Below are 25157 nucleotides of genomic sequence, written 5' to 3'. Positions count from 1 at the left end.
CGCACGTATCAGGCGCCCAAGAATACGTGGGTCGTCTCTGGGTTCTGGCGCCGACTTTGGGGCAGACTACAGCATGATTAGCGGGCTACAGGGTTTGCTTCGCGTCGAACATCCACCGAAACAGGATCGCTCTTACATGCCGTGACCCCGCTTCGACCAATTGTTTCCGCGAGTGCTATACGGGTTAAAGCGATGCCCTAGGAAACGACCTTGTAAACCTTATGACCTAGTTGGTGGGTAGGGACGCGGAAAGTTTCCCGTGCGGTGAGCGCCGAGAGTGAAGCAACCACGCAGATTGCTGCCGTGAATAGGCTGATTTGTACCCAACCGCCGGGTTCGAGACCACCTAGCGCGGCAACGATCGATGGGGCGAAGCCCGCCATCAAGAAGCCAAGCTGAGTGCCGATGGCTAAGCCGGAGAATCGTACCTGGGCGGAGAACATCTCTGCATAGAAGCTGGGCCACACCGCATTGGAAGCGGCGTAAGCACAGGAGAAAACCAGTAGCGACAGTAGGAACTGCAGCGGCGTATTACTGGTTTCCATGGACTGCAGGTAGAAAGGCATAATCGCGGCTGAACCCAGGGCCCCGTATATGAAGACTGGTTTGCGACCAATCTTGTCCGCCAGCATTCCAAAGAGCGGCTGGCTGATTAGCGCCCCGATATTGCCGGCGACGACGAGCCACAGCGTAATTGATTCATCCAAATTGCCGATGGTCTTGCCATAAGAGATCGCTAGCGTGCCGTAAACAGTGGAGACCGCAGCGATGAAAGCGCAGAGCACGACACGCAACACATCTTTCCAATGGAACCGCAACAACACGGCCAGCGGAAGCTTAGCGATCTCGTTGTTCTTCTTGGCTTCCTCAAACTCTGGGGTTTCGTGTAGCGAGCGGCGGATAAAAAAGGTGATGACCACTACGACTGCCGACAGCCAGAACGGGATGCGCCAGCCAATGCCGTATTTGAGTTCATCCGGTAGTGCGACTACTGGAATAAAGATCATGGCGGCCAGAATCTGGCCACCCTGAGTGCCTGTCAGTGTCCACGAAGTGAAGAAGCTTCGGCGATTATCCGGGGCGTGTTCGAGTGAGAGCGATGAAGCCCCTGCTTGCTCACCAGCGGCCGAAAGTCCCTGACACAGCCGGGCCAATACAAGAAGGATGGGAGCGAGCCAACCGACCTGATCAAAGGTCGGCAAGCAACCGATCGCGAAGGTCGAGGCACCCATCATGATTAGCGTGAACATCAAGACTTTCTGGCGTCCAATGCGGTCGCCAAAGTGCCCAAGAATAATGGCGCCAACCGGGCGCGCCACATAGGCGAAGCCAAAAGTGGCCAACGACATGACTGCGGCATTGGTGTCGGCATCCGGGAAGAAGATGTGCGGGAATATCAGTGCTGCGGCCGAGCCGAAGATGAAGAAATCGTAGTACTCCACGGCGCTACCCATGAAACTTGCTAATGCAGCCTTGACGGGCGTGCGTTGCCCCGTGGGACCTGCCGGATTGTCGCCGGGCGTGCTTATTCGTGGCATTGATAACTCCCTTGGTGTCCGTGAAGAGGCGCGTAAGTGATTTTCATTTGTTCGCTATGCGACCACTTGTTCGTATTGCGTTCCTAGGTTTAGAGTAGAGCTAAATCACACTTCGGGCAATACCTTGCCGCAATTGCGATAGAACGCGAGGAAAACGATGAGTACCACAGCGCAGTCCTATTTGGTTGGGCTTATTGGCGAGGGCGTGCACTCGTCGCTAACCCCTTCGATGCATGAAAAGGAAGCCGCCGCCCATGGGATTCACTATCTTTACCGCCCAATCGACCTGAGTCTTCTGGGGCGTCCAGCGGAGTATGTGGCGCAACTTTTGCGAGCCGGGGCCGAACTTGGCTTTAATGCATTCAATATCACCCATCCATGCAAGCAGCTGGTCATGGAGCATCTGGATGAAATCTCTTCCAATGCGCAGGACATTGGTGCGGTCAATACGGTGGTCATTCGCGACGGAAAATTCTTCGGTTACAACACCGATGCCTCCGGGTTTGCCCGTGGCTTCGCGCACGGCCTAGCGGGTGTCCCACGTGAATCGGTGTTGCAGCTGGGTGCTGGTGGGGCTGGATCCGCCGTAGCCTACGCGTTGCTTGATTCGGGGGTTAAGGTGCTCTATCTAGTGGACGCGCAGATTGAGCGTGCCGAGCAGCGAGCTGGGGAACTTCAAAGGCATTTCCCGCAGGCCAACGTTATTCCTGCTACCGCGGCACAGGCGCCGTCGCTGCTGGCTCAAGTGGACGGGTTGCTGAATGCAACACCCATCGGCATGCATCAGCATCCGGGCCTTCCGATGGATCTCGCCGGTCTCGAGACTCGCCATTGGGTGGCCGACTGTATCTACCGACCCGTCGATACTGAACTAGTTCGGGCGGCCGATGCTTTGGGTTGCCGGGTACTTGATGGCGGGCATATGGCCGTTGGTCAAGCGGTCGACGCCTTCGAAATTTTTACTGGTCGAAAACCGGATGTGACGCGCATGCGGGCCCATCTGTTAAACATGCTGGAAGAAGGACTCTAACCATGCGCACATCAATTGCCACCGTCTGCCTCTCCGGTAGCCTCGAGGAAAAAATGTATGCCTGTGCCGCGGCGGGTTTTGACGGCATTGAGATATTTGAGCAGGATCTTCTGGTCAGCCCGATGTCTCCAGAGGAAATCCGTGCCTTGGCGCATCGGCTAGGTCTCACCCTGGATTTGTTCCAACCGTTCCGTGATTTCGAGGGAGTCACCGAGTCCTTATTGCTAGGCAACTTACGTCGCGCCGAGGCTAAATTCCAGCTCATGCAGAGCCTAGGAATGGACCTGATTTTGTTGTGCTCGAATGTCGGAACCGCGACCATCAACGACGATGACCTCTTTGTCGAGCAGCTACGGCGGCTTGCCGAACTTGCCGAGAAATACCAAATCCGCATCGCCTATGAGGCCTTGGCGTGGGGCACTTTCGTCAATACCTACCAGCACTCCTGGGAGATCGTGCGTCGAGTTGATCGTTCCAACGTGGGGCTATGTATCGATAGTTTCCATATCCTTTCTCGTGGCGATGATCCGGCGCAGATCGCAGAAATTCCCGGGGAGAAGATCTTTTTTGTGCAACTGGCCGACGCGCCGGATTTATCTCTGGACGTGTTGTCTTGGTCGCGCCACCATCGGCTCTTTCCCGGGCAAGGCGGCTTCCAGCTCGACGAGTTTCTCGGCTACCTAGTCCGTTCGGGATATGCGGGCACCATTTCTCTTGAAATTTTCAATGACGTGTTCCGTCAATCAAATGTGCGACGAACCTCGGCCGATGGCTTGCGCTCGTTGATTTGGTTACAGTCGCAAACAGCTGCACTTCTTTCGGAGCGCGAGACCGATAACCTCGACCTTCAATCTCTCCCCGGGCAGCGAGAGGCCACGGGATTCGACTTCGCCGAAGTGCGCACCGAGGACCCAGAATTGGTGGCCCGGTTGCTCACCCAGTTGGGCTTCCGATTCCAAGGTCAACACAGGCGAAAACCGGTACAGTTATTTGCCGCCGGAGGGGCGCGGATCGTCATCAATGCTCAGCGTAGTCGAGAAATACAGGCCCAAGTCTCCGGGTTTGGCGTGCAGGTGCCCGACCAGGGCGCCGCCCAGCAACGAGCGAGTAAGCTCCTAGCCAGCCCAGTGCCGAGACTACAGGTGGACTCCGAACAGGATCTACCCGGCTTCCGAGCACCTGACGAGACCGAGGTTTTCTTCAGAGGCCCCCACAGCGAATGGGAGGGCGAATTCAGTGGGGCCGATGCTACGGCCGACACTGCACCGTCGGGTCGTATCACCGGGATAGACCATATCAACCTCGCTCAGCCGTGGCGTTCCTTTGATGAGTCTGTCTTGTTCTACACGAGCGTCCTTAATCTTCATGCATTGCCGGGTACCGAAGTGCCTAGCCCCATGGGGTTAGTCCGTTCACAGGTATTGACCACGTCGGATAGATCGGTTCGCCTTGCCTTGAATATTGTGCCGCAGGGGCTAGAAGCGACGATGGAACGCCATCACGAATACCCGGCCCATATCGCAGTGCGGACCGATGACATCATCTCGCTGGCCCGCCGCGCGGTGGCAGCGGGTATGGAATTCCTGCCGATCCCGCACAACTACTACGCAGATCTGGCCGCTCGATTCGACTTGGACGATGGCCTTTTGGCCGAGCTAGAAGAGCTCAACCTCCTGTATGACCGCGATGAACGAGGCGAATTCCTACATTTCTATACCCAGACGGTCGGTACCATGTTTCTCGAGGTTGTTGAACGGCGCAATGATTACGATGGTTATGGGGCACCGAATGCCCCAGTCCGGCTAGCCGCGCAGTTTGAGCGAAACCGCTGGGGAACACACTAGTTATTGGAGAGTTAAGCGGTGGAGCAGCGACAAGACTACTTCGTTAAATCTACCGAGAAGACACTAGCGGTACTGCTGGCCTTCAACCGTGGCGGGCCAAATATGACCGTGTCCCAGGTGGCCGCAGCAACGGAGCAGACGCGTGCTTCAGCACGGCGCTTTCTGCTGACCCTAGTGGACCTCGGGTATTTAGAGAACGAGGACGGAACTTTCCGGTTGACACCGCGTGTGCTCGACATCGGCTCGTCCTATCTTTCGGGATTGACGTTGCCGAAGATCGCTCGCGGACATCTTCAAAGGCTGGCTCGTGAGTTGGACGAAACCGCCGCACTGTGTGTGTTGGAGGGGCAGGACGTGTTATATCTCGAGCGAGTTCTCGCGCCTCGCTTGCACTCGATGAGCGTATCCATCGGCAATCGACTGCCGGCGTGGGTCACGTCAATGGGCAGGGTGCTTATAGCGGCTATGCCTTCGACGGAAAGAGAACAGTTCCTCGGTGCGATCCAACTACAAAGTTATACCGAGCGCACTATTACCGATCCGCAGCGCCTTGGCGCTGAATTGGATGCCGTAGTGGCTCAAGGGTGGGCATTAGTAAACCAAGAATTGGACGAAGGGTTACGCGGCCTCGCGGTACCCGTGCGCCGCGGCGGAACGCTACTAGGTGCTCTGAACATTTCGGTGCAACGCGGGCAGACCGCTCCGGAACATATTCGTTCGGTACTTTTGCCGCGGCTACAGCAAGCCGCCAAAGACATCGCCGATGACTTTGGCGGCCGGCTGGCTTCCTGACTAGGACGCGTTGCGTTTAGAGGTAGCTTTCTCGAGCAAAGCGCCGAGGCGGCGCACGCCTTCGGTGATGGTGTCTTCATCCACCGCGCAGAACGCTAGGCGCAGGGTGTTTGCGCCCTGACCATTGGGGCTAAAGGCGGCACCCGGGATGAAGATGACCCCGGCCTGCACGCCTTCCTGCAGCAGCTCGTAGGTGTCGATTCCCTCCGGCAGGGTGAGCCAGATGAAGAAGCCACCCTCGGGGCGGGTGTAGTGAATACCCTCGGGAAGGTACTCGGCCAAGGCCTTCAGCATCGCGTCGCGACGCGAACGGTAGACCTCGTTGTAGCTGGCGATCTGTCCGCGCCAGTCATGCTCGTTCAGGTAGGCGCTGATGATCATCTGGTTCAGCGTCGGCGGGCAGAGCGCGACGGCTTCGCCGGCCAGGTAGAAGCGACGGAACAGGTGGGTGGGCAGCGCCGCCCAGCCGATGCGCAGGCCGGGGGAGAGGATCTTGGAGAACGAGCCCATGTAGATCACGTTCTCGGCGTCCAGGCTGCGCAGCGTCGGTGCCGCTTCGCCCTCGTAGCGCAGCATGCCGTAGGGGTTGTCCTCGAGGATCAGCACGCCCTCTTCGCGGCAGATGTCCACCACGGCCTGACGGCGTTCGGCGGCCAGGGTGATGCCGGAGGGGTTGTTGAAGTTCGGGATGGTGTAGAGAAACTTGACGCGCTCGCCGGCGGCGCGCAGCTCGTGGATCCGCTCGCGCAAGGCTTCTGGGATCAGCCCGTGCTCATCGGTCGCTACGGGCGCGGCCTTGACCTGGTAGGCCTCGAAGGTGTTCAGGGCCCCGACATAGGTGGGGTCCTCGCAGAGAACCGTGTCGCCCGGGTCGCAGAAGACCTTGCAGGCCATGTCCTGAGCCGACTGCGAACCGTTGGTGACCACCACGTCTTCGAGCGCCACGTTGGTGATGCCCTCGGCGGCCATCACCTCAAGAATCTGTTCACGCAGTTCCTCGGTGCCTAGGCCCGAGCCGTACTGGAGGGCGACCGGGCCCTGCTCGACGATGATGCGCTGGGCGATGGCGCCAAGCTTCTCCAGCGGCAGGAGCTGCAAGTAGGGGTTGCCACCGGCCAGGGAGACCAGCGATTCATCGAGCGAAAGCTCGAAGACATCGCGCACCGCAGACTGCTTAATGCCAGCGGCACGAGCCGAGAAAAGATTGGCGTGGATATCGGTCAGGGGTGTAGCCGTCATGGTTCTCCGATGTTCGCGGTGCATTTGATTAGTATTTTCCTCCCTTTCTACGCGTGGCAAAAAGGGCCGAGGTGCACCAATCTTCGGCGCCGCTGGGGCATTGGGTCCCGCATGGCGGAAAAGGTCAGCTAGTCCTGCGCTTCGCGCGAATTGAGCCAGGCCTGGATCGCGGCGGGGCGAATACGCCGATGCGTGCCGCGGTACTCGACCTCGATCTGGCCACTATCGGCGAGTTTGCGCAGGTACGAGTTGGATATGCCGGCCATCTGCGCGGCTTGGGAGGTGTTCAGCAGTGTTTCGCTCGTTCCGATGGTAACCGACTCTCCGCGCGCAAAACGCGTGAGCACCTCAAGTAATGCGGCCTGCGCGCCCTCGGGGAGGCGTAGGGCCGTGCCGTTGACGAACACCGTGGTGTCATCGGATTCGGCGAGCGCGCGATTCAGGCGTGCGGTGTCCTTCTCAGGCAGTGCCTCAAAGGTGCGCGCATGGCTAAAAGAGGAAGTTCCGGCGGACATACTGCCATTCTGCCCCAGAAGATCGCGACATGGGTGCCGGTGGCCGTCCTCCCCGGAGGGCGGAAGGTCAAGTTTCCGAATGCTGGACATTACGGCTTGTTTTTCGGTCAACCATTCCCGTATGGTGGAAATCACGGTCTAAAGAAAGTACTGACCACCCAACGTCTCGGCGTGCGGCAACGTGGCCTGTGCCTTACCTGGTAACGGCGGAGCCGTCTTTGTGCGGAAGCGACGAGGGCCGCCCCAACGAGGGGACTGCGCCCATGCCCCGTGGCCGTTTAGTTGGTGTTGCGTGTTGCCGCGTGAGAAAACCCGTTCAGCGGGCGATACGTGTACCGTCATCAGACTTTCCCCGAAGGACAACTCAAATGACCGTCGAGTCAACCCAAGATCTTTCCACCATCACCGACGCCGAAATCTTCGAAGCCCACGAGGGCGGCAAGCTCAGCGTGGTCTCCAAGTCCCCACTGCGGAGCAAGCGCGATCTATCCATCGCCTACACCCCGGGTGTTGCAAAGGTTTCCCAGGCCATCGCCGACGATCCGGCCAAGCACGCCACCCACACCTGGGCTTCGCGTCTGGTGGCCGTGGTTTCCGACGGAACCGCCGTGCTCGGACTGGGTAATATCGGCGCCGGCGCATCGTTGCCCGTGATGGAAGGCAAGTGTGCCCTGTTCAAGGAATTCGCCGGCTTGGACTCCATTCCGCTGGTGCTCAACACCACCGACGTTGATGAAATCGTCGAAACCATCGTGCGTCTGAGCCCGAGCTTCGGTGCGGTGAACCTCGAGGATATCTCCGCCCCGCGCTGCTTCGAGATCGAGCGCAAGCTCATCGAGGCGCTGGATATGCCGGTGATGCACGACGACCAGCACGGCACCGCCGTCGTGGCCTTGGCCGCCATGATTGGCGCCACCCGCCAGACCGGTCGCGAACTGAGCTCGTTGCGCGTGGTCGTTTCCGGAGCCGGTGCCGCCGGTGTGGCCGTGACGAACCTGCTGCTTTCGGCCGGTGTGGCCGATGTGATCGTGCTGGACTCGCGCGGCACCATTCACCGTGAGCGCGACGACCTGAACGCCACCAAGGCCGAGCTGGCTAGCCGTACCAACCGCGATGATGTCATCGGCGGCCTGGCCGAGGCCCTCGACGGCGCGGACGCCGTCATCGGTCTGTCCTCCTCGCAGTTCCCGGAAGAGGCGCTGGCGAAGATGAACAAGGACGCGATCATTTTCGCACTGTCGAACCCCACCCCGGAGGTTATGCCGGATGTAGCCGCCCGTCACGCCGCCGTCGTCGCCACCGGACGTAGCGACTTCCCGAACCAGATCAACAACGTGTTGGCCTTCCCGGGGATCTTCCGCGGTGCGCTGGATGCCGGGGCCACCGCGATCACCGAGGAGATGAAGGTCGCCGCGGCCCACGCCATCGCCGACCTGGTCGGTGAGGATCTCAGCGCCGACTACATCATCCCTTCGGCGTTGGATGAGCGCGTGATGCCAGCGGTCTCGGCCGCCGTAGCAGCGGTCGCCGCTAAGTAGGCACGAGTACACCGCACGAGGCAGCATCCCCGAGACTCGGGGGTGCCGCCTCGTGGCATGCCATCTGGCAGGTTCTCCACACGCTGCGGTCGCACGCCGCTTCTGAAACCTTCCGTGTCTGACACTGAGCGCATAAGCGCAGCTCGGTATCGAAACGGGAGATGGTCTGAATGTGCCAGATTTGCGATGGCATGTCTTTCGAACAGGTCAGACATGCCATGAATGAACGGATCAAAAAGTACGGGTTCACGATCCAATATGTGGAGGCTGAAGAGACAAGCGACTGCTTCGCCTACACCATTGGGCTAACCGATTTTGGGCAGCCCGAATTTTGTGTGCGGGGGATGACCATGGAGGATTCGGGCATCATTCTCAACGGTGTAGCCACCGATATCCTGCACCGCGGAGACTTCTATGCCGCCGGACATACCGCCGCATGGAAGGAAAATCGCATTCTGTATTTCGCACGGATGCGTGGGGCGAGAAACTATGCCCTTGGCGTTTACAGCCGCTATGGCTCCCGCGCCCGGGTACTGGAAATACATTTGATGCCCGAAGGCTTTCCCGCCGCGTGCGGAGGGTTCCATCCAACACAGAACTAGTCAACGGTCACATGCCCCGAAGCAGTGTCTTAAGTGGAAGCGCGGTGGCAAAGCTAGGTAATGTGAGAGTATGGCATTCCGAAATCGCCGTGCTGCGGCTCTACCTGCAAAATTGTCTCGTTCCTGGCTGCTGGTTAACGCGGCTAAACCCGAGGATTTTGCGCCGGCACTGGCGAGCGAAGCCGACTCGGTAATTTTCGACCTTGAGGCATCGGTGCCCGATGACAAAAAGGCCGAAGCGCTAGGCTACGTCAGCGACGCGCTCTCCTCGGGGATGACCGCTTGGGTTCGCGTGAACGGCATTGACACCGATTTTTGGGCCGACGACTTGGCCGCTCTCTCGAAAGTCTCGGGTCTGCGTGGTGTCATGCTGGCCATGACCGAAAAGCCCGAACAGGTGACCTACACGGCGATGCGACTGCGTGCAGGAACCCCGGTGCTGGCCCTGATCGAATCCGCCGTGGGTATTGAAAACGCCACCGCGATCGCCTCGGCTCCCGGCACCTTCCGCCTGGCCTTCGGACTGAACGATTTCCGCAAAGACACCGGCGTATCGGACGACCCGATGGCGTTGGCCTATGCCCGCGGCAAGCTCGTGGTGGCCTCGCGTGTTGGTCAGTTGCCCGGCGCCATTGATGGTCCGCCGGCGGCAGGTGCCCCCGCGGAGCAGGTCACCAAGGAAGCACTGCTCACCGCCTCCATGGGCATGACCGGCAAACTTTCGCTGTCGCGCGACCACGTCGATCACATCAATGCGGCGCTGGCCCCCAGCGAGGACGAACTGTCGTGGGCCAAGGAATTGCTGGACGCACACGCCGCCGGAGCCTCGGTGGGCGATGGTTCCTACCTGCCGCGTCTTGCTCGTGCCCAGAAGATCGCCGATCTGGCCGACTCCTATGGACTGTGGAACGCCTAGAAGCTTTCTCAACAACTCTCGACGCCGCCGATTCGAACAATGCGCGAATCGGCGGCGTCGGTTTCTAAGCGGTGCATAGGCGCCCGGCGGTGGGCGCATGGCACGCTCGGCGTTGACGGATGGGGGCTCAGACGGCAGACTTTCCCACGTGATTTCACCATGGCCCGTAGAGCTTGACTCAGTGACCCTGCGCTATCCCACCACCGGAGACATAGAGCAGGTGCTGGCCTTTCGGAACCTTCCCGAGGTGAACCGCTTCATGATTAGAACCTCGGTGGAGCCCGAACAACTGCGCCGTGAACTGCAGGACGTGGCCGCGTCGGAGCGCGACTATTCCTGCGTGGCGGTGCGCGGCGATACCGTCGTGGCCATTGGGTTTTTAGAGTTGCACGATGCGGTGGGGCAACCGGGAAAACCGCTTGGTACCGAGGCGGTGATTGGATATCTGGTGCACCCAGAGTACTGGGGCCAGCGTATTGGCTCGGACTTGGTACCAGCCCTGCTGGAGGTTGCTTTTAGCGTGCTGGGGCTGCGTCGCGTGACGGCTACCTGTAGCGCGCCGAATGTAGCCTCGGCACGTTTGTTGGCGGGTGTCGGTATGCGGCTGGAGGCCCGCCGTCTCGCCGAGGAATGGCACGCTGAATTGGGCTGGATTGATGGGTTGCACTACGCGATGTTGGCCGAGGAATGGCACCAGCGCAACACCCAGGTGGATGCCTGATGCGCGGACGTGACCGGCCGATGAGCGCCGGTACGTCCGCGCAACCTAGATGGCTTCTACGACAATGCCGTCCTCATCGGAATGCAGCATGAGTCCCGGACGGTAAATCACCGAACCGAAACGTAGCTCCACACCCACGGACCCGGAATTGGTCTTGGCCGACTTGCGCGGATTAGTGCCTAGCGCCTTGATGCCTAAGGGCATCTGTGCCAACGCCGCGCTATCTCGGACAGCGCCATTGACTACCAGCCCGGCCCAGCCATTATCCACCGCGAGCTGCGCGACCATATCGCCTAGGAGCGCGCAGTCCAATGAGCCACCGCCGTCGACCACGAGCACCGCACCGTTGCCCGGGGTGGCTAATTCTCGTTTGACCAGGGAATTGTCCTGATAGCACAGCACGGTTCGAATTGGTCCAGAGAACTTGTGCTGGGCTCCGAAGTTGCGCATCTGCGAATTGTCGGACTGTAGCGTGGGGTCCCCGTCGAAGAGATCGCAGGTGGAGAAGCTCATGGATTATCCTTCGGTGTCGGGTCCGAGGATGTGGTTGGTGGCCACACCCAGTGAATCGATGCGCGTCTCGAGCACATCCCCGTTCTTCAGCCAGGGATGGCGGCCATGCTCATTGCGGCGACCCATGGCAACACCCGAGGGCGTGCCGGTCAGAATAACATCGCCGGGCTGCAGTTCGCAGAAGGTAGAGAGGTAGCTGATCAATTCCGCGATGGAAAAGACCAGCCCATCGGTGGTGTCCTGCTGCATGATTTCACCGTTGACGGCGCTACTGATCGAACCGCCGAGAACATACTCGTCCGGGGTGACTAGCCACGGACCCAACGGCGTGCTTCGGTCCCAAACCTTGCCCTGGAACCACTGTGCGGTGCGTCCTTGATAGCCGCGCATGGAGATATCTTGGGCCATCGAGTACCCGGCGACATGTTCCATGGCATTCTCCACGGCAATGCGTCGCCCGGACTTGCCAATGATCACGGCCAGCTCGGCTTCATAGTCCACGCGGTGATCTTCGACCGGAATGCTGATGGGGTCGTTGGCCCCCGCCAGCGTCGAGGCGTACTTGGCGAACACGGTGGGGTATGTGGGTAATTCGGCGCCGACCTCGGCAACGTGCTTAGGGTAGTTCAGCCCAATGCACAAGACGTGGGCCGCGTTGGGTACCAGCGGGGCATAATCGGCCTCACCCTCGGCGATGGACTCGCCGAGTAGGGCGCGCTCGATCACCTGCTGGCGGGTGGCTTCGTCGAGCTCGAGGAACTTGTTGAGGTTCTTGACGTTCTCCAGGTAGTAGGCGCGTCCATTGTCGATGACTGCTGCCGTGGTCTGTCCTGGTTCACTGCTCAGGCGGAGGGTAGCTAACTTCATGACTCCATCTCACTACATTGATGTGCCGCACGTCACCATGAGTCCACATTGTGAAACAAAATTTTCGTGATGCGGATTCTTTGGGTGGCCCATCGATTGCATAACTGCTCCCGTGGTGGCGTTGTCGTGGCATGCGTTTGGTTCGTTGTTGGATGTTCGCCAAACTGGTAGTCAGCTAGATAATTTCAAAGGAGTGTCCATGGCCCGGCCGAGTAGCCCGTTAATTACCCGCGAGGCAATTGCCGAGGCGGCGATCGGACTCATCGACCGCGCCGGAGACTTTTCCATGCCCAAGCTGGCCGGTGCCTTAGGGGTGCGACAGTCCTCCTTGTATAACCATGTCAACGGGCGCGAGGGCGTCATTGAGTTGGTGCGTACTCGATGCATCGAGGACCTGGTGGTCCCGAATTATCAGGACTTGCCGTGGCGTGAGGCGTTGCGCGCTCTGATCCAGGCCTATTGGCACTCGCTTGCCGCGCATCCAAATCTTGTGCCGCTGCTGATCCGCCAGACGGTTAGCAGTGAAGTGGTGATCGACTATTACGCCCGAATCATCGAGGTCTTGCTCCGCGCGGGTCTGGGGGAGGAGCGGGCCGTCCACATGATTTCCGTGATTGATGACTTCGTGCTGGGGGCCGCGCTCGACGTCGGGTCGCCGGAAGTGGCGTGGTCGATCAACGCCGAGCGTTATCCGCAGTTCGCGCGAGCGCTACAACTAATGCCAGATCGCGAGGCGCGCGCCAGCGATGCCTTTGATTTTGGCCTTGACCTGATCTTGGATGGGCTGGCGCGGCACCTCCCCGCGCCAACGGAGCGTACCTGCTAAAAATTCTCCTTGCGTGAAAGGGTGATCTGCTCCACACTATAAAACGAAAGGCATTCGTTTTATGGCTCGGTACTCGCACCGAGAAGCAGATGCACCATCGATACTCGCGGAGATCTTATGTCCAACGCACCACATACCGACGCCACCGGGCGCCTGCCGCTGAATATCCCGCGCGGCACCTCGACCTTTGGCATCAGTGTCGTCGGCTTCATGGGGGCCAACCTTGCGCCACTGATGATTCTGGCGCTGGTGACCGAAACTGGCATGCCTGAGGCGGCGGCCGGCCTCGTGGTAACCCTCGGCCTGCTCAGCACCGCTCTGGTTGCGTTGGCCACGACGAAACTTACCGAGGGCTCACAGCGGCGGCTAGTTGCGCGAATAGGCCTACTGTTCGTCGTACTCGGATTCGGCACTACCGCCCTGACCACCAGTGCCCCGTTGGCTGTGGCCGGCATTATTCTTGGAGGCATTGGTGCCGGTGGCGCAGTTTCCGCGGGCGGAGCGGCGCTGGCCGCGCTGAGTAATCCGAACCGTGTGGCGGCGCTCTCCGGGCTGGTGAACCGCGCCATCGTGACCGTGGTGCTGGCGGTGGCGCCTCTGGTGGCCACACTCATGCTCGGTGCCTTTGGTTTGCTGGCGGGCCTTGGCCTAGCTGCCCTCTTCACCAGTAGCTGGCTCCCGAACGCCCCGCAACCCGATCCGGAGAAGCTCACCGCCGCCGGTGCCGTGCCTGTCCGCCCGCTTGCGGACCGTAAATTTACCGTGGCCGGGTGGATGCTTCTGGTGTGCTTCGCTCTTTGGGCTGTGGGCGAAGATTCGCTCTGGGCTGTCGCGGCAACCATGGGGGCGGCCCAAGCGCAGCTAGGTGATGGCGGGATGTCGTTGGTGCTTAGCGCATCTTCCGCTGGCGGGCTTGTGGTTGCCATCGTGATGGCGGCCCTGGGCGATCGACTTGGTCGCACGCTGCCCCTGGCCATTTTGTTGATCCTTGGGGCCGTGTTGAAAGTGCTCTCCGCTCAGGTGCACACCGAAAGTAGCTACCTCGTTGTGGTGATCGCCTGGAACACCATCTACGCCGCGGCCTTCATGTACATCGTGGCTATCGCCGCAGCCCTAGATGTCACCGGACGCTGGTCCGGCCCGTTGCTCGGCGTGTACCTGGTCGGGTCATCTTTCGCCCCGGTGGTTGGCACCGGTATCGCCAGCACCTTGGGCTACGCGGCGTTGGGATGGATTCTGGCTGGCATCACCATGGCGCTCTTTATTCCACTGCTTTACGCGGCGCGGCTCTCCGCTCAGGCCGAATCCATTCAGCGGCAGCATTACGCGGCCGAACAGGCTGACCTTCACCCATCCAAATAGGAGGAACATCCATGACCGACACGTTGATCTACGCCAACGGCCGCATCCTGGCCGACGGAAAAGCCGAAGCGGCCAGCCATCTCGTGGTCGCAGACGGCAAGATCGCTCATATCGGGGACGCAGCCTCGGCGGCTGCGTTGGCCCCAGACGCCCCGACGGTTGACCTCTCGGGAGATGTGGTCGTTCCCGGGCTGATCGATGCCCATAGCCACTTGGTGATGATGGGGGAGAACCTTGCCAAGGTGCAGCTGCGCCAGGTCACCTCGCCACAGCAATTGCGTGAGACCTTGCTGGCCGCCCGCGCCCAGAATCCGCAAGCCGAACGACTCCTAGGTGCCGGATGGTTGAACGCTGCAGTCGGTGCGGAACGCCCCACGGCGGCGATGTTAGATGAGATCATTGCCGATATTCCGGTGTATCTTGACGCCAACGATCTGCACTCCGTATGGGTAAATACTGCCGCGCTTCGTGAAATGGGAATCACCGCGCAAAGTCCAGATCCTCTCGGTGGACGCATTGTGCGCGACGAGCAGACCGGCGAGGCGACCGGCCTACTGGAGGAAACGGCGGCGCAACAGTACGTGTGGGGCACCCTTGAGCGGTTGACCAGCGATGAACAACGCGATGCCTACCTGCGCACCGCCATTGAAACTTACCTGGCTCACGGAGTGACCGGGGCGATCGATATGGCTCTGGGCGAGGCCGAGTTGGCCAGCATGCGCCGGGTGATGTCCGGCTACGGGATTCCTCCGTTCCGCATCGCGGCACATTGGCTGGTGCACCGCGAGGCCAGAGACGAGCTGAACCTCGCCCAAGTAGAGCGTGCGGTCGCCCTGGCGCAGGAACAGCATGAATCGTGGCTGAAGGTGGTGGGGATCAAGATCATCGCGGATGGGGTGATCGATGGTTGCACCGCGGCCATGTGCGAACCATTTGCCGATGGCACGCAGGCGGAACCCATCTGGGATGTCGCGGCACTGACCCCGGTGGTCACCGCCGCCGATGCGGCCGGGCTACAAATCGCGATTCACGCAATTGGCGATCGCGCATCCGATACTGCATTGGATGCACTTCAGGCGGCCTTCGAAACCAACGGTTCGTTGCCCCGGCGCCATCGACTAGAGCATTTAGAGGTGGTTAGCCCGCGCAGTATCCAGCGATTGGCCGAGCTAAAGCTCGTAGCCTCCGTGCAGCCGGTGCATGCCGACCCGGCAATTCAGGCTCATTGGCGAGAGAACTTGGGCGATGAACGGGTGGAGCGAGGTTACCCCTGGCGTGAAATTCGCGATGCCGGCGTGCGCATGGCCCTTGGTACGGATGCGCCGACGGCGCCCTACGAGCCGTGGGACAACATGTATGTCGCCACCACGCGCCGTTCCGCACTGGATCCGGAGCTACCGGCCAATGTGGAAGAGCTCAAACTTGAGCTTTCCGAAGCGTTAGCGTCCTTTAGCGCCGGTGCTGCATATTCCTGCCGTTGGGAAGACGAGGTTGGTACGCTGGCGGTCGGGATGGCTGCGGACTTTAGCGTTATCAATATAGATCCTTATCAAGCTCGGGATCGAGAGCTGTTATCGGTGCGGACGCGGATGACCGTGGTGGCCGGGGAAGTGGTGTTTTCCAAAGAATCTTCCAAAATTAGTTGACGCTTCAACTTAGCCTGTGCCATAGTGGTTCTATCAAACAAGTTGAAGCGTCAATGAACGTTGGCGTTCCTGAAAGGATCTTTACCATGGCTGCAACCACCGCACTGACCGCCGGCACTTGGACCCTGGACGCCGCGCACAGCGAAATTAGCTTCACCGTACGTCACGCCGGCATCTCCAAGGTCCGTGGCAACTTCACCGAGTTCGACGCCACGCTGGTCGTCGCCGATACCCTCGAGGCCTCGTCGGTAGAAGCGACGGTGCAGGTTGGTTCCATCACCACCAAGGATGCGAACCGCGATGGGCACCTGAAGGGCGCAGACTTCTTCGACGTCGAGCAGTTCCCCACCATGGAGTTCCGCTCCACCGGCGTCAAGGGCGATGAAGAGAACTTCGTGCTCGTTGGCGATCTGACCATCCATGGCGTGACCAAGCAGGTCGAGCTCGATGTCGAGCTGGGTGGCCAGGCAGTGGACGCATTCGGGGCAACCCGTGCAGGCTTCTCGGCCAGCACCAAGATCTCGCGCAAGGAATTCGGCATGACCTGGAACGCTGCGCTGGAAGCCGGCGGTGTGCTGGTCTCCGACAAAGTCGTTATCGAAGTTGAGGCTTCCTTCGTGCTGCCGACCGAGTAATCCTCACCGCAACGCAAAAGGCGCCCGAGAAACCGAAGTTTCTCGGGCGCCTTTGCGCGCAGTGCTACATGTAATCGTAAAACTCCGAGTAGCCAGCGCTGGTGGCCGTAAAGAGCACGATGATCAAAAAGACGATATATAGTGCGCCCAGAATGCCGAAAATGGTGCCAATCCATCCGGTGACCTTGCCTACGGTAGCGGCCGTATTAAATTCACGTTCGGCGCGGTTAGCTTTAACGATGGCAATTGGTCCGAGAATGATGCCGACCACGAACAACGAGATGATGCCTAGGATCATCGAGGTCTGCGCCAGCTGCGCACCCTCAAGCTGCTGCGGAGTGTTGATGTATCCGGGGTAGGGCTGCTGCGCACCGGGCTGATAGTAGCCATTGGGCTGCTGTGCACTCGACTGGTAATAGCCATTGGGCTGCTGCTGGTAACCGCCCTGCCCCTGGTTTGCGTAGGGGTTATTGGGCTCGTTGTGCTGGCTCGACATTCCAGTTCCTTCCACCGGGGTAGTTCAACCAAATTCTAGCCGTATTTCAGAATGGATCTCGACGCACGATGATGACGCGCTGGGGTCACGCATTATTCGTTATGAAACCCCGTTTTTATCATGGGAATTATGACCCTCGCTTCGTTCATCGGTTACCTTGGCGTGTGCCTGATGGTTTCCTTATCGCCAGGCCCCGACACCTTTCTGGCGCTACGCTTTTCACTGGTTCGCCAACGCTTGGGCTTGATGGCCATTGGAGGAATGTTCGTCGCCATTCTCGGTTGGGCTCTCGTGGCTGGAGCGGGAGCGGCCACTTTGCTCCAACGCTATCCAGTGATTGAAACGGTGATTGCGGTGCTCGGCGGACTCTATCTGGGTTATCTCGGGTTGAGCGGGCTCATCAAGTCGCGCCGTGTGGCCACGACCGACAGTGCCATAGCCCGCAGCGCCGAACGCGGAGCACTGCCGGCGGCGACCACCAGTGCTCGACAGGCCTTTATCGCCGGGGTGTTGTCGTCGGCGCTGAACCCCAAGATAGGGCTACTTTTTCTGGCCATGATGCCCACCTTCATCCCGCATGGGTCCAACACCCTGTTCTGGGGGATGGTGCTAGGAGCCACCTTTGGTCTGGTGGGTTGCCTCTACCTCACTGGGCTCAACGTGGCGGCCGCCAGAGCCGTGGGCTGGTTCAAGAAACCGCAGATCGCACAACGCCTCGAATGGGTGTCCTGTGCTGCCCTGATGATCATGGGCGCAGTGGTGCTGCTCTCCGCGGTATTGCCGAGCCACTAGGGGCGTTGCCACTGACCCGATAAGCTCATTCCATGGACATTGTGGAGATTCTTTCCTCTGGTCAACGAGGACGTCGCCTATTGTTCGAGATGGTGCGCGAGCATGAGGATCGAACGCTAAATGCCACCGGAGGCACCGGCCCATTGCTTGCGTGGATGCTCCGGCACCCCGAGGTCGACTGCCTTGGTCCCGGAACAGGGCAGGTCTGGACTACATGCGCCGAGGGACTGGGCGAGGCTCTGGGCCAGTGCGCGTTACCTGAGCCCAGTGCGGCGAGCTGGCGCCGAGCGCTCTATGCCTCGGTGGAATGTGCGGCGTATTGGCAGCCAGCTGACTCCGTGGATACTTTGCTGGGCCACAAGCAGGTGCGTCCCGCGCTTCGCCGAGTGGCGCGTCGCCTTGCACAGCATTGGCCCGCGAGCTTTACGGCGCCGGTCCAGCGGGAGGACCAGTTCCAAGTCGCGTTCGTTCACGATAGCGACATCGATCTCTATGCCTATGGAACGAGGCCCCCGGCGGAAGTGCTCGGGCGGTGGCACGAGCAGGTCACGGCGGACGAGCAGCGGAATCGAAAGAATCTGGTGCGTCCGATCCAGAACTGCTCCATCGGCAAATGGTGGGTCACGCCGGGTCCTGGCCTCTACGAATCTAGTGCTACATTTGCCGATGCCGCCCCCTTGGCCTTGTGGTGTCAGGAAGACGGCTTCGGATGGACCGAAGCGCACAGCGCGGCATTGCACATCCCCGACGACGGCGCTGTATATGAGGTGCACCAACCAGCAGACTGGGCCGAATTATGCCGGCGCTACCCACTGGAGGTTAGTGCCAATATGCGCCGGGTCTGGTGGGAATGCACCGGACGTGACGGGCGCTGGGTCATCCCAAACTGGCAGCAGGTCGCCCGCGACTACATGGGCGTGCACCTGAGTGTTGCTGGGTACCTTGGCTGTGCCGGTGAGGTGATCGACGTCGGTGCTGAGGCCGCCAGCATGGTGGCCGGCTGGGCCCCGGACGTGACCTATTGGTTTGATCCCCGAGTGATTATTCGCGAACCGATCCACTGCTGGTCCGTACGCGATGTGGAGGGCGTGGGCGAACATTGGGAGCTGGCTGTGAGCTAATGGCGGTGGCGGAAGACGGCTCCCGCAATCATCCCAAGGCCACCTAAGGTCAGGAGAATGCCGACGGTAAGTGCCCCAAATTGCCAGACCGACCCTGCTAGGGGCGAGTTCTCGCTCGTTCCCAGTGTCGCGCCTAAAGCCAAATAGCTGCCTATCACTAGGGCTAGGGCTGCAAGCCACAGCGTTCGGCGAGATGTTTTGCGCAAAGTCTGTGGCATGTGTGGGCCTTCCGTAGAAGAAAATTGCTTGTAGTAGGCGTCTGGCCTCTCGCGTTAAATATAAACCTACTACTAAATTTCCGTATGCGGTACCAGCATTTCTAGGAAGACCTGCGCGGCTGGCGACGGGTTGAAATCCCTCCATGCCAGATATTCGACACGTACCGGACCGCCTTCGCCAATGGGAAGGCACACCAACTGCGGATCTTCGGGCACCACGGAGCCGGGCAAAATGGCCACGGCTAGGCCGTGACGAACTAGGTCGAGGATCAGGGGAGTGGTCATGGCCTCAAAGACCACCGTGCGCGTTAGCCCAGCACGCTCGAAGGCGATATCGGTTTGGGAGCGCCCGGTGGTGCCGGCTGGAAAATCGACCAGACTCTCACGAGCCAACTCCTCCAAGCTCACCCGTGGTCGAGGCGCCAACCGGTGCTCGGCGGAAAGAACTGCCACCAGAGGTTCACGAGCCAAAGCCGTGGTTTGCACACCCCGCGGCGTCACGCTTTCCGGAAGGCCGAGCACCGCCAGATCCATGTGCCCTTCGGCGATGGCGGCCATGAAGTTATCGCTACTACCGCTAACGAGCTTGATGCTGACAGCGGGGTGCTTCCGATGAAAGTCGCCGAGGGTGGCGGGGACGTTAAGCGCATTGACCGTGGGGATTAGGCCCAGACGGAGTTCTCCGCGCAGCTCGCCGCTGACGCCCGTGGCATCCGCCACGGCGCGTTCGGCGGCGCTAAGGCTCGCTCGGGCGCTGACAACAAACTGCTCACCCGCGGAGGTGAGCTCGACCCGGCGACTGTTGCGCACGAAGAGCGGCACTCCTAGTTCGCGTTCCAACGCCTTGATCTGGTGACTCAGCGCGGATTGCACGACATGACATCGTTGCGCGGCGCGCGTGAAATTTCGTTCCTCGGCGATCGCAACCACGTAGCGCATTTGCTGAAGTTCCATAGAACTATGATCTACATTCATTGTTTTCATGACAACAATGTGTTGGACTCATTGAACCGGGCGCGCCGAAGATAACTACATGACTACCACCAGCCCCGCCCCGGTCACTGCCGGTCCAGCGCCCGCCCGTATCGGATGGATCGCGCTAACGGCCATCTCCCCACTGATCTGGGGGAGCACATACCTCGTGACTACCGAACTGCTGCCGGCCGGACACCCGCTGTTCGCGGCGCTGATGCGCTCGCTACCGGCCGGACTGCTGGCCGTGCTCTTCTCACGCAGCCTGCCCCATGGTCACTGGTGGTGGAGGAGCTTTGTGCTCGGCGCGCTGAACCTCGCAGTATTCTTCCCGCTGCTCTTCGTCGCCGCGCAACGCTTGCCCGGAGGAGTGGCCGCAACGCTGGGGGCCTCGCAACCGCTGGTGGTCGCCTTCCTCGCCGTCCTTGTCCTCGGTGAGCGTTTCTCGGCGTGGCGCATTGGTTGGGGAATGATCGGGGTGATCGGTGTTGGATTGGTTGTGCTGGGCCCCGGAGCCGGTTTCGACGTGACCGGCATCCTAGCGGGCTTGGCCGGCGCGCTGTCCATGGGACTAGGGGTGGTGCTGAGTAAAAAGTGGGGACGTCCCGAATCGGTCGGTGCGCTGGGGTACGCCGGATGGCAATTGAGCGCAGCGGGCATCCTCCTGCTCGTGCCAGCGTTGCTCATTGACGGGGTGCCGGCGGGAATTGACGGCAAAGCGATCGCTGGTTACCTGTGGCTGGGACTCGCCGGGGCACTGGTGAGTTACACCCTGTGGTTCGCTGGCCTGCGCCGTCTACCGGTGACGGCTACTGCACTATTGGGTCTGCTCTCGCCGCTGATGGCTGCCGTGCTGGGTGCCTTAGTGGCCGGTGAGTCGCTCAATCCACTCCAGCTGATCGGATTTGCGCTCGCCCTTGCCGCCCTAGTTGCCGGACAGCTCCCCGGACCGCGACGGCGGAGGACTAGTGATCCTGCTGGTATTCAGCCAGTACCTGCTTGCCGATCTTGAATGCCACATTGGCGGCCGGCACCGAACAATAAATGGCCGTCTGCAAGAAGACTTCCTTGATTTCATTCGGCGTCATGCCGTTGCGAAGCGCGGCGTGCACGTGCATCTCCAGCTCTTCCCAATAACCACCGGCGATCATGGCGGTCAGCGTGATGGCGCTACGCGTGGTGCGCGGCAACCCCTCGCGGGTCCAAATGCTGCCCCACGCGTAACGGGTGATCAGCTCCTGAAACTCGTCGGTGAACTCGTTTGAAGCCTCGGTGGCCCGGTCGACATGTGCATCGCCTAAGACCTCGCGGCGCACGGTCATCCCGTCCTGGTAGGGGTCGTTGGCTTGCGGTGTAGTGCTCATCGTTGTTCCTTAGGGGTGAAGAAATCCAGCAGTAGCTTGGCGGTGGCTTCGGGTGCTTCGGCGGGGGCCAGATGGGCCGCGGATTCCACGACCGCCCAACGCCCATGCGGCGCCTGGGTGCCGATTCGTTCGGCTTCGGCCGGTGGGCACACCGCATCGTGGGCCCCGGCAATGGCCAGCAGCGGATCGGTGAGCGTGGGCAGTGCCTCACGCAAATCGAAGTCTGCTAGCGCGCCGCAGACATGGGCGTAGGAGAAACGGTCGGCCACCTGCAAGGAATGCAATAAATTGGTGGCGATCACCGGATTACGTTCCATAAAGCCCGGGGCGAACCAGCGCTGTGCGGACCCGGTAACCATGGTGGGTGTCCCGGCGCGGGAGACGAGTTCGGCACGCTGCTGCCAGCCTTCCGTTTCACCGATCTTGGCGGCCGTACAGATCACCGACAGGGCCTGAAAGGTGCCCGGCGCATCGTGGGCAAGTTGCAACCCCACGGCACCGCCGACGGAAACTCCGGCGTAGAGCAGTCCAGAGCCGGAGTCGATCACCCCATCGGCTTGTAACGTGTGCACCAGATTGAGCACTGCCGTGGCGAGTTCGGACATGCTGAAAGGCTCGGTGCTGGGGGCGCTGTGGCCATGGCCGGGCAGGTCCCAGGCCACCAGCTGGAAATGCTGTTTCAGGTAATCCACGCTCGGAGCCCAAAGCTGCAATGCGCCGGTGCCCAGCGAGGGGCCGAGAAGCAGCGTGGGGTTACCGGGAGCCGCGTGAAGTAGCGAGGGAGTTAGGAAAGGGACTGCCATGATTCTTTCCACGTCGTGAAGTCGGACAGGGTGTTGGAGATGAAACGGTCGGCGGAGCCGAGGTAACCGGCGGGGTCAAACAGCGCGTCCAATGCGGCGTCGCTGAACTGCTCGACCGGAAGGTTGCGCCGGAGTCTTTGGCGTAGCGTCGGTCCACCGTCGAGCGCGTTGACCACCTCCGCGCGAATAGCGGCGGCACCTCCGGGATAGCGGTCAGCCAGAACGGTCACCATGCGTTCGGAGAGCACCGCGTCGCCGCCAAGCCGAAGATTCTGCTCTAACTTATCCGGGTGGACCACAAGCCCCTCGGCCAGGGTGGCCGCGTGCTCGGCAGCCCCGCCGGTCAACCGCAACAGCTCGCGCAGGGCCGACCACTCGGCATGCCAACTACCGTCGGGTCGTTCATCCACCGCGGTGCCGGCGGCCGTGAACAGGGTGGAGATCAGGCCCGGGGAGCTCAGGGCGGCCTCACGCAACAGGATCGAATGCACCGGGTTGCGTTTTTGCGGCATGGCCGATGAGCCACCGGCGCCCGCGGCGTGCGGTTCGGAGAGTTCACCGACTTCCGGGCGCGCCGCGGTGAGCACATCGGCACCGAAGGTGCCCAGCGCTGCCAGGACGCCGCCGAGCGCGGAACTCAGATCAAGGATGGGCTGGCGGTTGGTGTGCCACGGCGTCAGTGGATATTCCAGACCCAACTCCTGGGCCAACGCCGCACCTAGCTCGGCACTGGTGGCATCGTGGTCCTCGCTCAGGAACTGATCCAGCGAGGCCAGCGTCCCGGCGGCACCGCCAAATTGCAGGGGAAAGCTCAGCGTATCGAGACGCTGGGCGGCCGCGCGTAGCGCGGCGAGCCAATTGGCGGCCCGTAATCCAAAGGTTGTGGGCAGTGCGTGCTGGGTCAGCGAACGGGCAATGCACAGGGTATGGCGATGTTCCTCGGCCAGCGCGGCGAGCGCCGTGGCGGTACGCCGTACCGCGGCGCGTATCTTCGGTACCGTTCGCGCGGCCGACAACATCAGTGCGCTATCGATAATGTCTTGGCTCGTGCAACCACGGTGCAAGGCCGTCGGGACCGGAGCGCCCTCGTCGCTTAGCCGGGTGCGCACCATACCCAGCAGGGGAATCAACGCGTTGGCTCCGGCCGGCGTAGCCTGCGCCAATTCGTGCAGATCGTAGTGCCGAACCTGGGCGGCACGCTGAACCCGTTGCACCTGTTCCGCGGGGCAGAGCCCTGCGGCGCCTTGGACGCGGACCCAGGCGGCCTCCACGTCGAGCATGCCCTGGACAAAGGCGGTATCGTCGGTCAGTTCGGCCGCTTCGGTGCCAGCCCACGCCGGAGCCAATAGGCCATAGTCGCGGGCGGACATCAGCTGGCGCGCGGGTAGGAGAGGAACACGGTTTCCAGCGCACCCTGTAGGTGCACATCAAAGCGCAACGCGCCATCATCATCGCGGGTGGCGATCAGCGTCTGCCGACGCTCCTCCGGCAGCGAGGCGAGCAATGGATCGTTGGCCAACGCGGCGGTAACTTCGGGCAGATAGATTCGCGTGAACAAGCGATTGAGCAAGCCGCGGGCGAAGATTGTGAGCATGATGAACGGGGCCTTGCCCGGTTCGGTGGGACCGGGATTCACCGTGGTGAAGTTGTATTGCCCCGCGTTATCGACCGGTACGCGGCCCCAACCGGTGAAGGTGTAACCATCGCGCACAAGCGAGCCTTCGCGGGCAATCACTTGACCGTGTTCGTCGGCCTGCCAGATCTCCAGCAGGGCGTCGGGGATGACTTCGCCCTGCCCGTCGTACACCGTGCCGTGCAAACGCACCGCGGCCGGGTGCGCTTGGTTCACCAGTTCCCCGCCCCGTTCGAAGGGTAGGGCGTAGCCGTAGAAGGGGCCAACGGTCTGCCCCGGAGTGGGGGCTAGCTTCAATGCTGGGTGTTGTGCCATTTAATGCTCTGCCTCTTCGTCTTCCATCCAGGTGCGGTTGCTGCCGGTGAGCACGATATCCCAGTTGTATCCGGTGGCCCACTCGTGCGAGGTCAGCGAATGATCGTAGGTGGCGATCAACCGCTCGCGGGCCTGTGGGTCGGTGATCGACTGGAAAATCGGGTCCAGTGCGAATAACGGATCTCCCGGGAAGTACATTTGGGTGATCATACGCTGGGTGAAGTCTGTGCCAAATAGCGAGAAGTGAATATGCGCCGGGCGCCAAGCGTTGTGGTGGTTCTTCCACGGGTAGGGGGCCGGCTTAATGGTGGTGAAGGAGTATTCGCCATTCGGGCCGGTGATCGCGCGTCCCACGCCGGTGAAATTCGGGTCGATGGGCGCCGGGTGCTGGTCGCGCTTATGCACGTAGCGGCCAGCCGCATTGGCCTGCCAAATTTCAATGAGCTGTCCGGCGACCGGGCGGCCATCACCGTCGAGCACTCGTCCGGCGACCACGATGCGCTCGCCGATCGGCTCGCCGTTGTGCTGGATGGTCAGGTCGGATTCGAGAGCGTGTACATCGCGCTGGCCGAAGGCTGGAGCGAATAGTTCAATGGTTTCCGGATCTGCATGGTGCAAATCTTTGGTGGGGTGGCGAAGCAACGAGGAACGGTATGGCGCGAAATCCAGGCGTGGCTGGGTTTCGGTGTCTTGGCCGGCCACGAGGCACTGGCGGTAATCGTCATGGATCTGCGCGATCTCGTCGCTGACTTGCTCCTGTGATGCTGTGGAGGCCGCCGGGTCGAGGGTGTGGGCGTTCTGGAAGGCTTCGGCGGTACTGCGATCGCTGCTTGTAGGCTCGGTGCGCATGAGGTGCTCC

General features: G+C 61.0%; 26 protein-coding genes. 14 read left to right on the top strand and 12 right to left on the bottom strand.

What is annotated here, in order from left to right; genetic code table 11:
* Positions 1-197 precede the first annotated feature (197 nt).
* Entirely contained in the window at positions 198-1538 is a 1341-nt protein-coding gene (locus ACYU0X_RS14825) for an MFS transporter (RefSeq protein ID WP_461901515.1), read from the bottom strand.
* Positions 1539-1695: 157 nt separating this feature from the next.
* Here ACYU0X_RS14825 and ACYU0X_RS14820 point away from each other — a divergent pair, with 157 nt between their 5' ends.
* From ACYU0X_RS14820 to ACYU0X_RS14810, 3 genes are read left to right on the top strand one after another with little or no spacing between them, the layout of a single operon-like run.
* Positions 1696-2568: a shikimate dehydrogenase gene (locus ACYU0X_RS14820; protein ID WP_461901514.1), complete on the top strand. Its 873-nt coding sequence runs from the start codon at positions 1696-1698 to the stop codon at positions 2566-2568.
* A gap of 2 nt (positions 2569-2570) precedes the next feature.
* On the top strand, positions 2571-4412 hold the full coding sequence (locus ACYU0X_RS14815) for a bifunctional sugar phosphate isomerase/epimerase/4-hydroxyphenylpyruvate dioxygenase family protein (protein ID WP_461901513.1): 1842 nt from the start codon (positions 2571-2573) through the stop codon (positions 4410-4412).
* Positions 4413-4430: 18 nt separating this feature from the next.
* The gene (locus ACYU0X_RS14810; protein WP_461901512.1) at positions 4431-5204 is read left to right on the top strand and encodes an IclR family transcriptional regulator domain-containing protein; all 774 of its coding nucleotides are present in this window, start codon (positions 4431-4433) and stop codon (positions 5202-5204) included.
* On the opposite strand, the gene ACYU0X_RS14805 is transcribed toward ACYU0X_RS14810, so the two are convergent.
* Positions 5205-6443 (bottom strand): aminotransferase-like domain-containing protein, encoded by a 1239-nt coding sequence (locus ACYU0X_RS14805; protein WP_461901511.1) that lies wholly within the window; start codon positions 6441-6443, stop codon positions 5205-5207.
* A gap of 128 nt (positions 6444-6571) precedes the next feature.
* A complete protein-coding gene (locus ACYU0X_RS14800; RefSeq protein ID WP_461901510.1) occupies positions 6572-6958 on the bottom strand; it encodes a helix-turn-helix domain-containing protein in 387 nt (128 codons plus the stop codon).
* A 368-nt stretch (positions 6959-7326) separates the two neighbouring features.
* On the opposite strand from ACYU0X_RS14800, the gene ACYU0X_RS14795 reads away from it, so the two are divergent.
* The 4 genes from ACYU0X_RS14795 to ACYU0X_RS14780 all read left to right on the top strand — a co-directional run bounded on the left by ACYU0X_RS14795 (position 7327) and on the right by ACYU0X_RS14780 (position 10735).
* Positions 7327-8496, top strand: coding sequence for an NAD(P)-dependent malic enzyme (locus tag ACYU0X_RS14795; RefSeq protein ID WP_418907532.1), 1170 nt, complete (start codon positions 7327-7329; stop codon positions 8494-8496).
* A 218-nt stretch (positions 8497-8714) separates the two neighbouring features.
* Positions 8715-9098, top strand: coding sequence for a DUF4262 domain-containing protein (locus ACYU0X_RS14790; protein WP_461901509.1), 384 nt, complete (start codon positions 8715-8717; stop codon positions 9096-9098).
* Between the two features lie 70 nt (positions 9099-9168).
* Entirely contained in the window at positions 9169-10014 is an 846-nt protein-coding gene (locus ACYU0X_RS14785) for an HpcH/HpaI aldolase/citrate lyase family protein (protein ID WP_309409479.1), read from the top strand.
* A gap of 148 nt (positions 10015-10162) precedes the next feature.
* A complete protein-coding gene (locus ACYU0X_RS14780; RefSeq protein WP_461901508.1) occupies positions 10163-10735 on the top strand; it encodes a GNAT family N-acetyltransferase in 573 nt (190 codons plus the stop codon).
* Between the two features lie 45 nt (positions 10736-10780).
* Here the strand turns inward: ACYU0X_RS14780 and rraA are convergent, their stop codons facing one another.
* Complete coding sequence (rraA, locus tag ACYU0X_RS14775) at positions 10781-11248, bottom strand: ribonuclease E activity regulator RraA (RefSeq protein ID WP_461901507.1); 468 nt, start codon at positions 11246-11248, stop codon at positions 10781-10783.
* A gap of 3 nt (positions 11249-11251) precedes the next feature.
* Positions 11252-12115, bottom strand: a complete 864-nt coding sequence (locus tag ACYU0X_RS14770; RefSeq protein WP_461901506.1) for a fumarylacetoacetate hydrolase family protein — start codon at positions 12113-12115, stop codon at positions 11252-11254.
* A gap of 199 nt (positions 12116-12314) precedes the next feature.
* Between ACYU0X_RS14770 and ACYU0X_RS14765 the strand changes: the two genes are divergently transcribed.
* From ACYU0X_RS14765 to ACYU0X_RS14750, 4 genes are all read left to right on the top strand, one after another.
* Complete coding sequence (locus ACYU0X_RS14765; protein WP_461901505.1) at positions 12315-12941, top strand: TetR/AcrR family transcriptional regulator C-terminal domain-containing protein; 627 nt, start codon at positions 12315-12317, stop codon at positions 12939-12941.
* Positions 12942-13058: 117 nt separating this feature from the next.
* Positions 13059-14303: an MFS transporter gene (locus ACYU0X_RS14760; RefSeq protein ID WP_461901504.1), complete on the top strand. Its 1245-nt coding sequence runs from the start codon at positions 13059-13061 to the stop codon at positions 14301-14303.
* 11 nt (positions 14304-14314) lie between these two features.
* Complete coding sequence (locus ACYU0X_RS14755) at positions 14315-15949, top strand: amidohydrolase (RefSeq protein ID WP_461901503.1); 1635 nt, start codon at positions 14315-14317, stop codon at positions 15947-15949.
* Between the two features lie 86 nt (positions 15950-16035).
* Complete coding sequence (locus tag ACYU0X_RS14750) at positions 16036-16584, top strand: YceI family protein (protein ID WP_461901502.1); 549 nt, start codon at positions 16036-16038, stop codon at positions 16582-16584.
* Between the two features lie 64 nt (positions 16585-16648).
* On the opposite strand, the gene ACYU0X_RS14745 is transcribed toward ACYU0X_RS14750, so the two are convergent.
* Positions 16649-17080, bottom strand: a complete 432-nt coding sequence (locus ACYU0X_RS14745; protein WP_461901501.1) for a hypothetical protein — start codon at positions 17078-17080, stop codon at positions 16649-16651.
* 129 nt (positions 17081-17209) lie between these two features.
* Between ACYU0X_RS14745 and ACYU0X_RS14740 the strand changes: the two genes are divergently transcribed.
* Positions 17210-17872: a LysE family translocator gene (locus ACYU0X_RS14740; RefSeq protein ID WP_459274170.1), complete on the top strand. Its 663-nt coding sequence runs from the start codon at positions 17210-17212 to the stop codon at positions 17870-17872.
* 32 nt (positions 17873-17904) lie between these two features.
* Positions 17905-18993 carry a hypothetical protein gene (locus tag ACYU0X_RS14735; protein WP_461901500.1) on the top strand — a complete coding sequence of 363 codons (1089 nt, stop codon included), beginning with the start codon at positions 17905-17907 and terminating at the stop codon, positions 18991-18993.
* 290 nt (positions 18994-19283) lie between these two features.
* Here ACYU0X_RS14735 and ACYU0X_RS14730 read toward each other — a convergent pair whose 3' ends face one another.
* Positions 19284-20165 (bottom strand): LysR family transcriptional regulator, encoded by an 882-nt coding sequence (locus ACYU0X_RS14730; protein ID WP_461901499.1) that lies wholly within the window; start codon positions 20163-20165, stop codon positions 19284-19286.
* A 79-nt stretch (positions 20166-20244) separates the two neighbouring features.
* Between ACYU0X_RS14730 and ACYU0X_RS14725 the strand changes: the two genes are divergently transcribed.
* Positions 20245-21195, top strand: coding sequence for an EamA family transporter (locus tag ACYU0X_RS14725; protein WP_461901498.1), 951 nt, complete (start codon positions 20245-20247; stop codon positions 21193-21195).
* Here ACYU0X_RS14725 and pcaC read toward each other — a convergent pair.
* From pcaC to pcaH, 5 genes are read right to left on the bottom strand one after another with little or no spacing between them, the layout of a single operon-like run.
* Positions 21149-21547, bottom strand: a complete 399-nt coding sequence (gene pcaC, locus ACYU0X_RS14720; RefSeq protein WP_461901497.1) for a 4-carboxymuconolactone decarboxylase — start codon at positions 21545-21547, stop codon at positions 21149-21151. The two genes, ACYU0X_RS14725 and pcaC, sit on opposite strands and share 47 nt — an antisense overlap.
* Positions 21544-22350 carry an alpha/beta fold hydrolase gene (locus ACYU0X_RS14715; protein ID WP_461901496.1) on the bottom strand — a complete coding sequence of 269 codons (807 nt, stop codon included), beginning with the start codon at positions 22348-22350 and terminating at the stop codon, positions 21544-21546. The genes pcaC and ACYU0X_RS14715 overlap by 4 nt, the downstream gene beginning before the upstream one ends.
* Positions 22332-23720 (bottom strand): lyase family protein, encoded by a 1389-nt coding sequence (locus ACYU0X_RS14710; RefSeq protein ID WP_461901495.1) that lies wholly within the window; start codon positions 23718-23720, stop codon positions 22332-22334. The genes ACYU0X_RS14715 and ACYU0X_RS14710 overlap by 19 nt, the downstream gene beginning before the upstream one ends.
* Positions 23720-24298: a protocatechuate 3,4-dioxygenase subunit alpha gene (gene pcaG / locus ACYU0X_RS14705; protein WP_461901494.1), complete on the bottom strand. Its 579-nt coding sequence runs from the start codon at positions 24296-24298 to the stop codon at positions 23720-23722. The genes ACYU0X_RS14710 and pcaG overlap by 1 nt, the downstream gene beginning before the upstream one ends.
* Positions 24299-25147: a protocatechuate 3,4-dioxygenase subunit beta gene (gene pcaH / locus ACYU0X_RS14700; RefSeq protein WP_461901493.1), complete on the bottom strand. Its 849-nt coding sequence runs from the start codon at positions 25145-25147 to the stop codon at positions 24299-24301.
* Positions 25148-25157: the final 10 nt, after the last annotated feature.

It is taken from the genome of Glutamicibacter sp. X7, assembly GCF_054889245.1.
The sequence above is the reverse complement of the archived record's forward strand: the minus strand, read 5'-3'. Positions and strand labels throughout refer to the sequence as shown.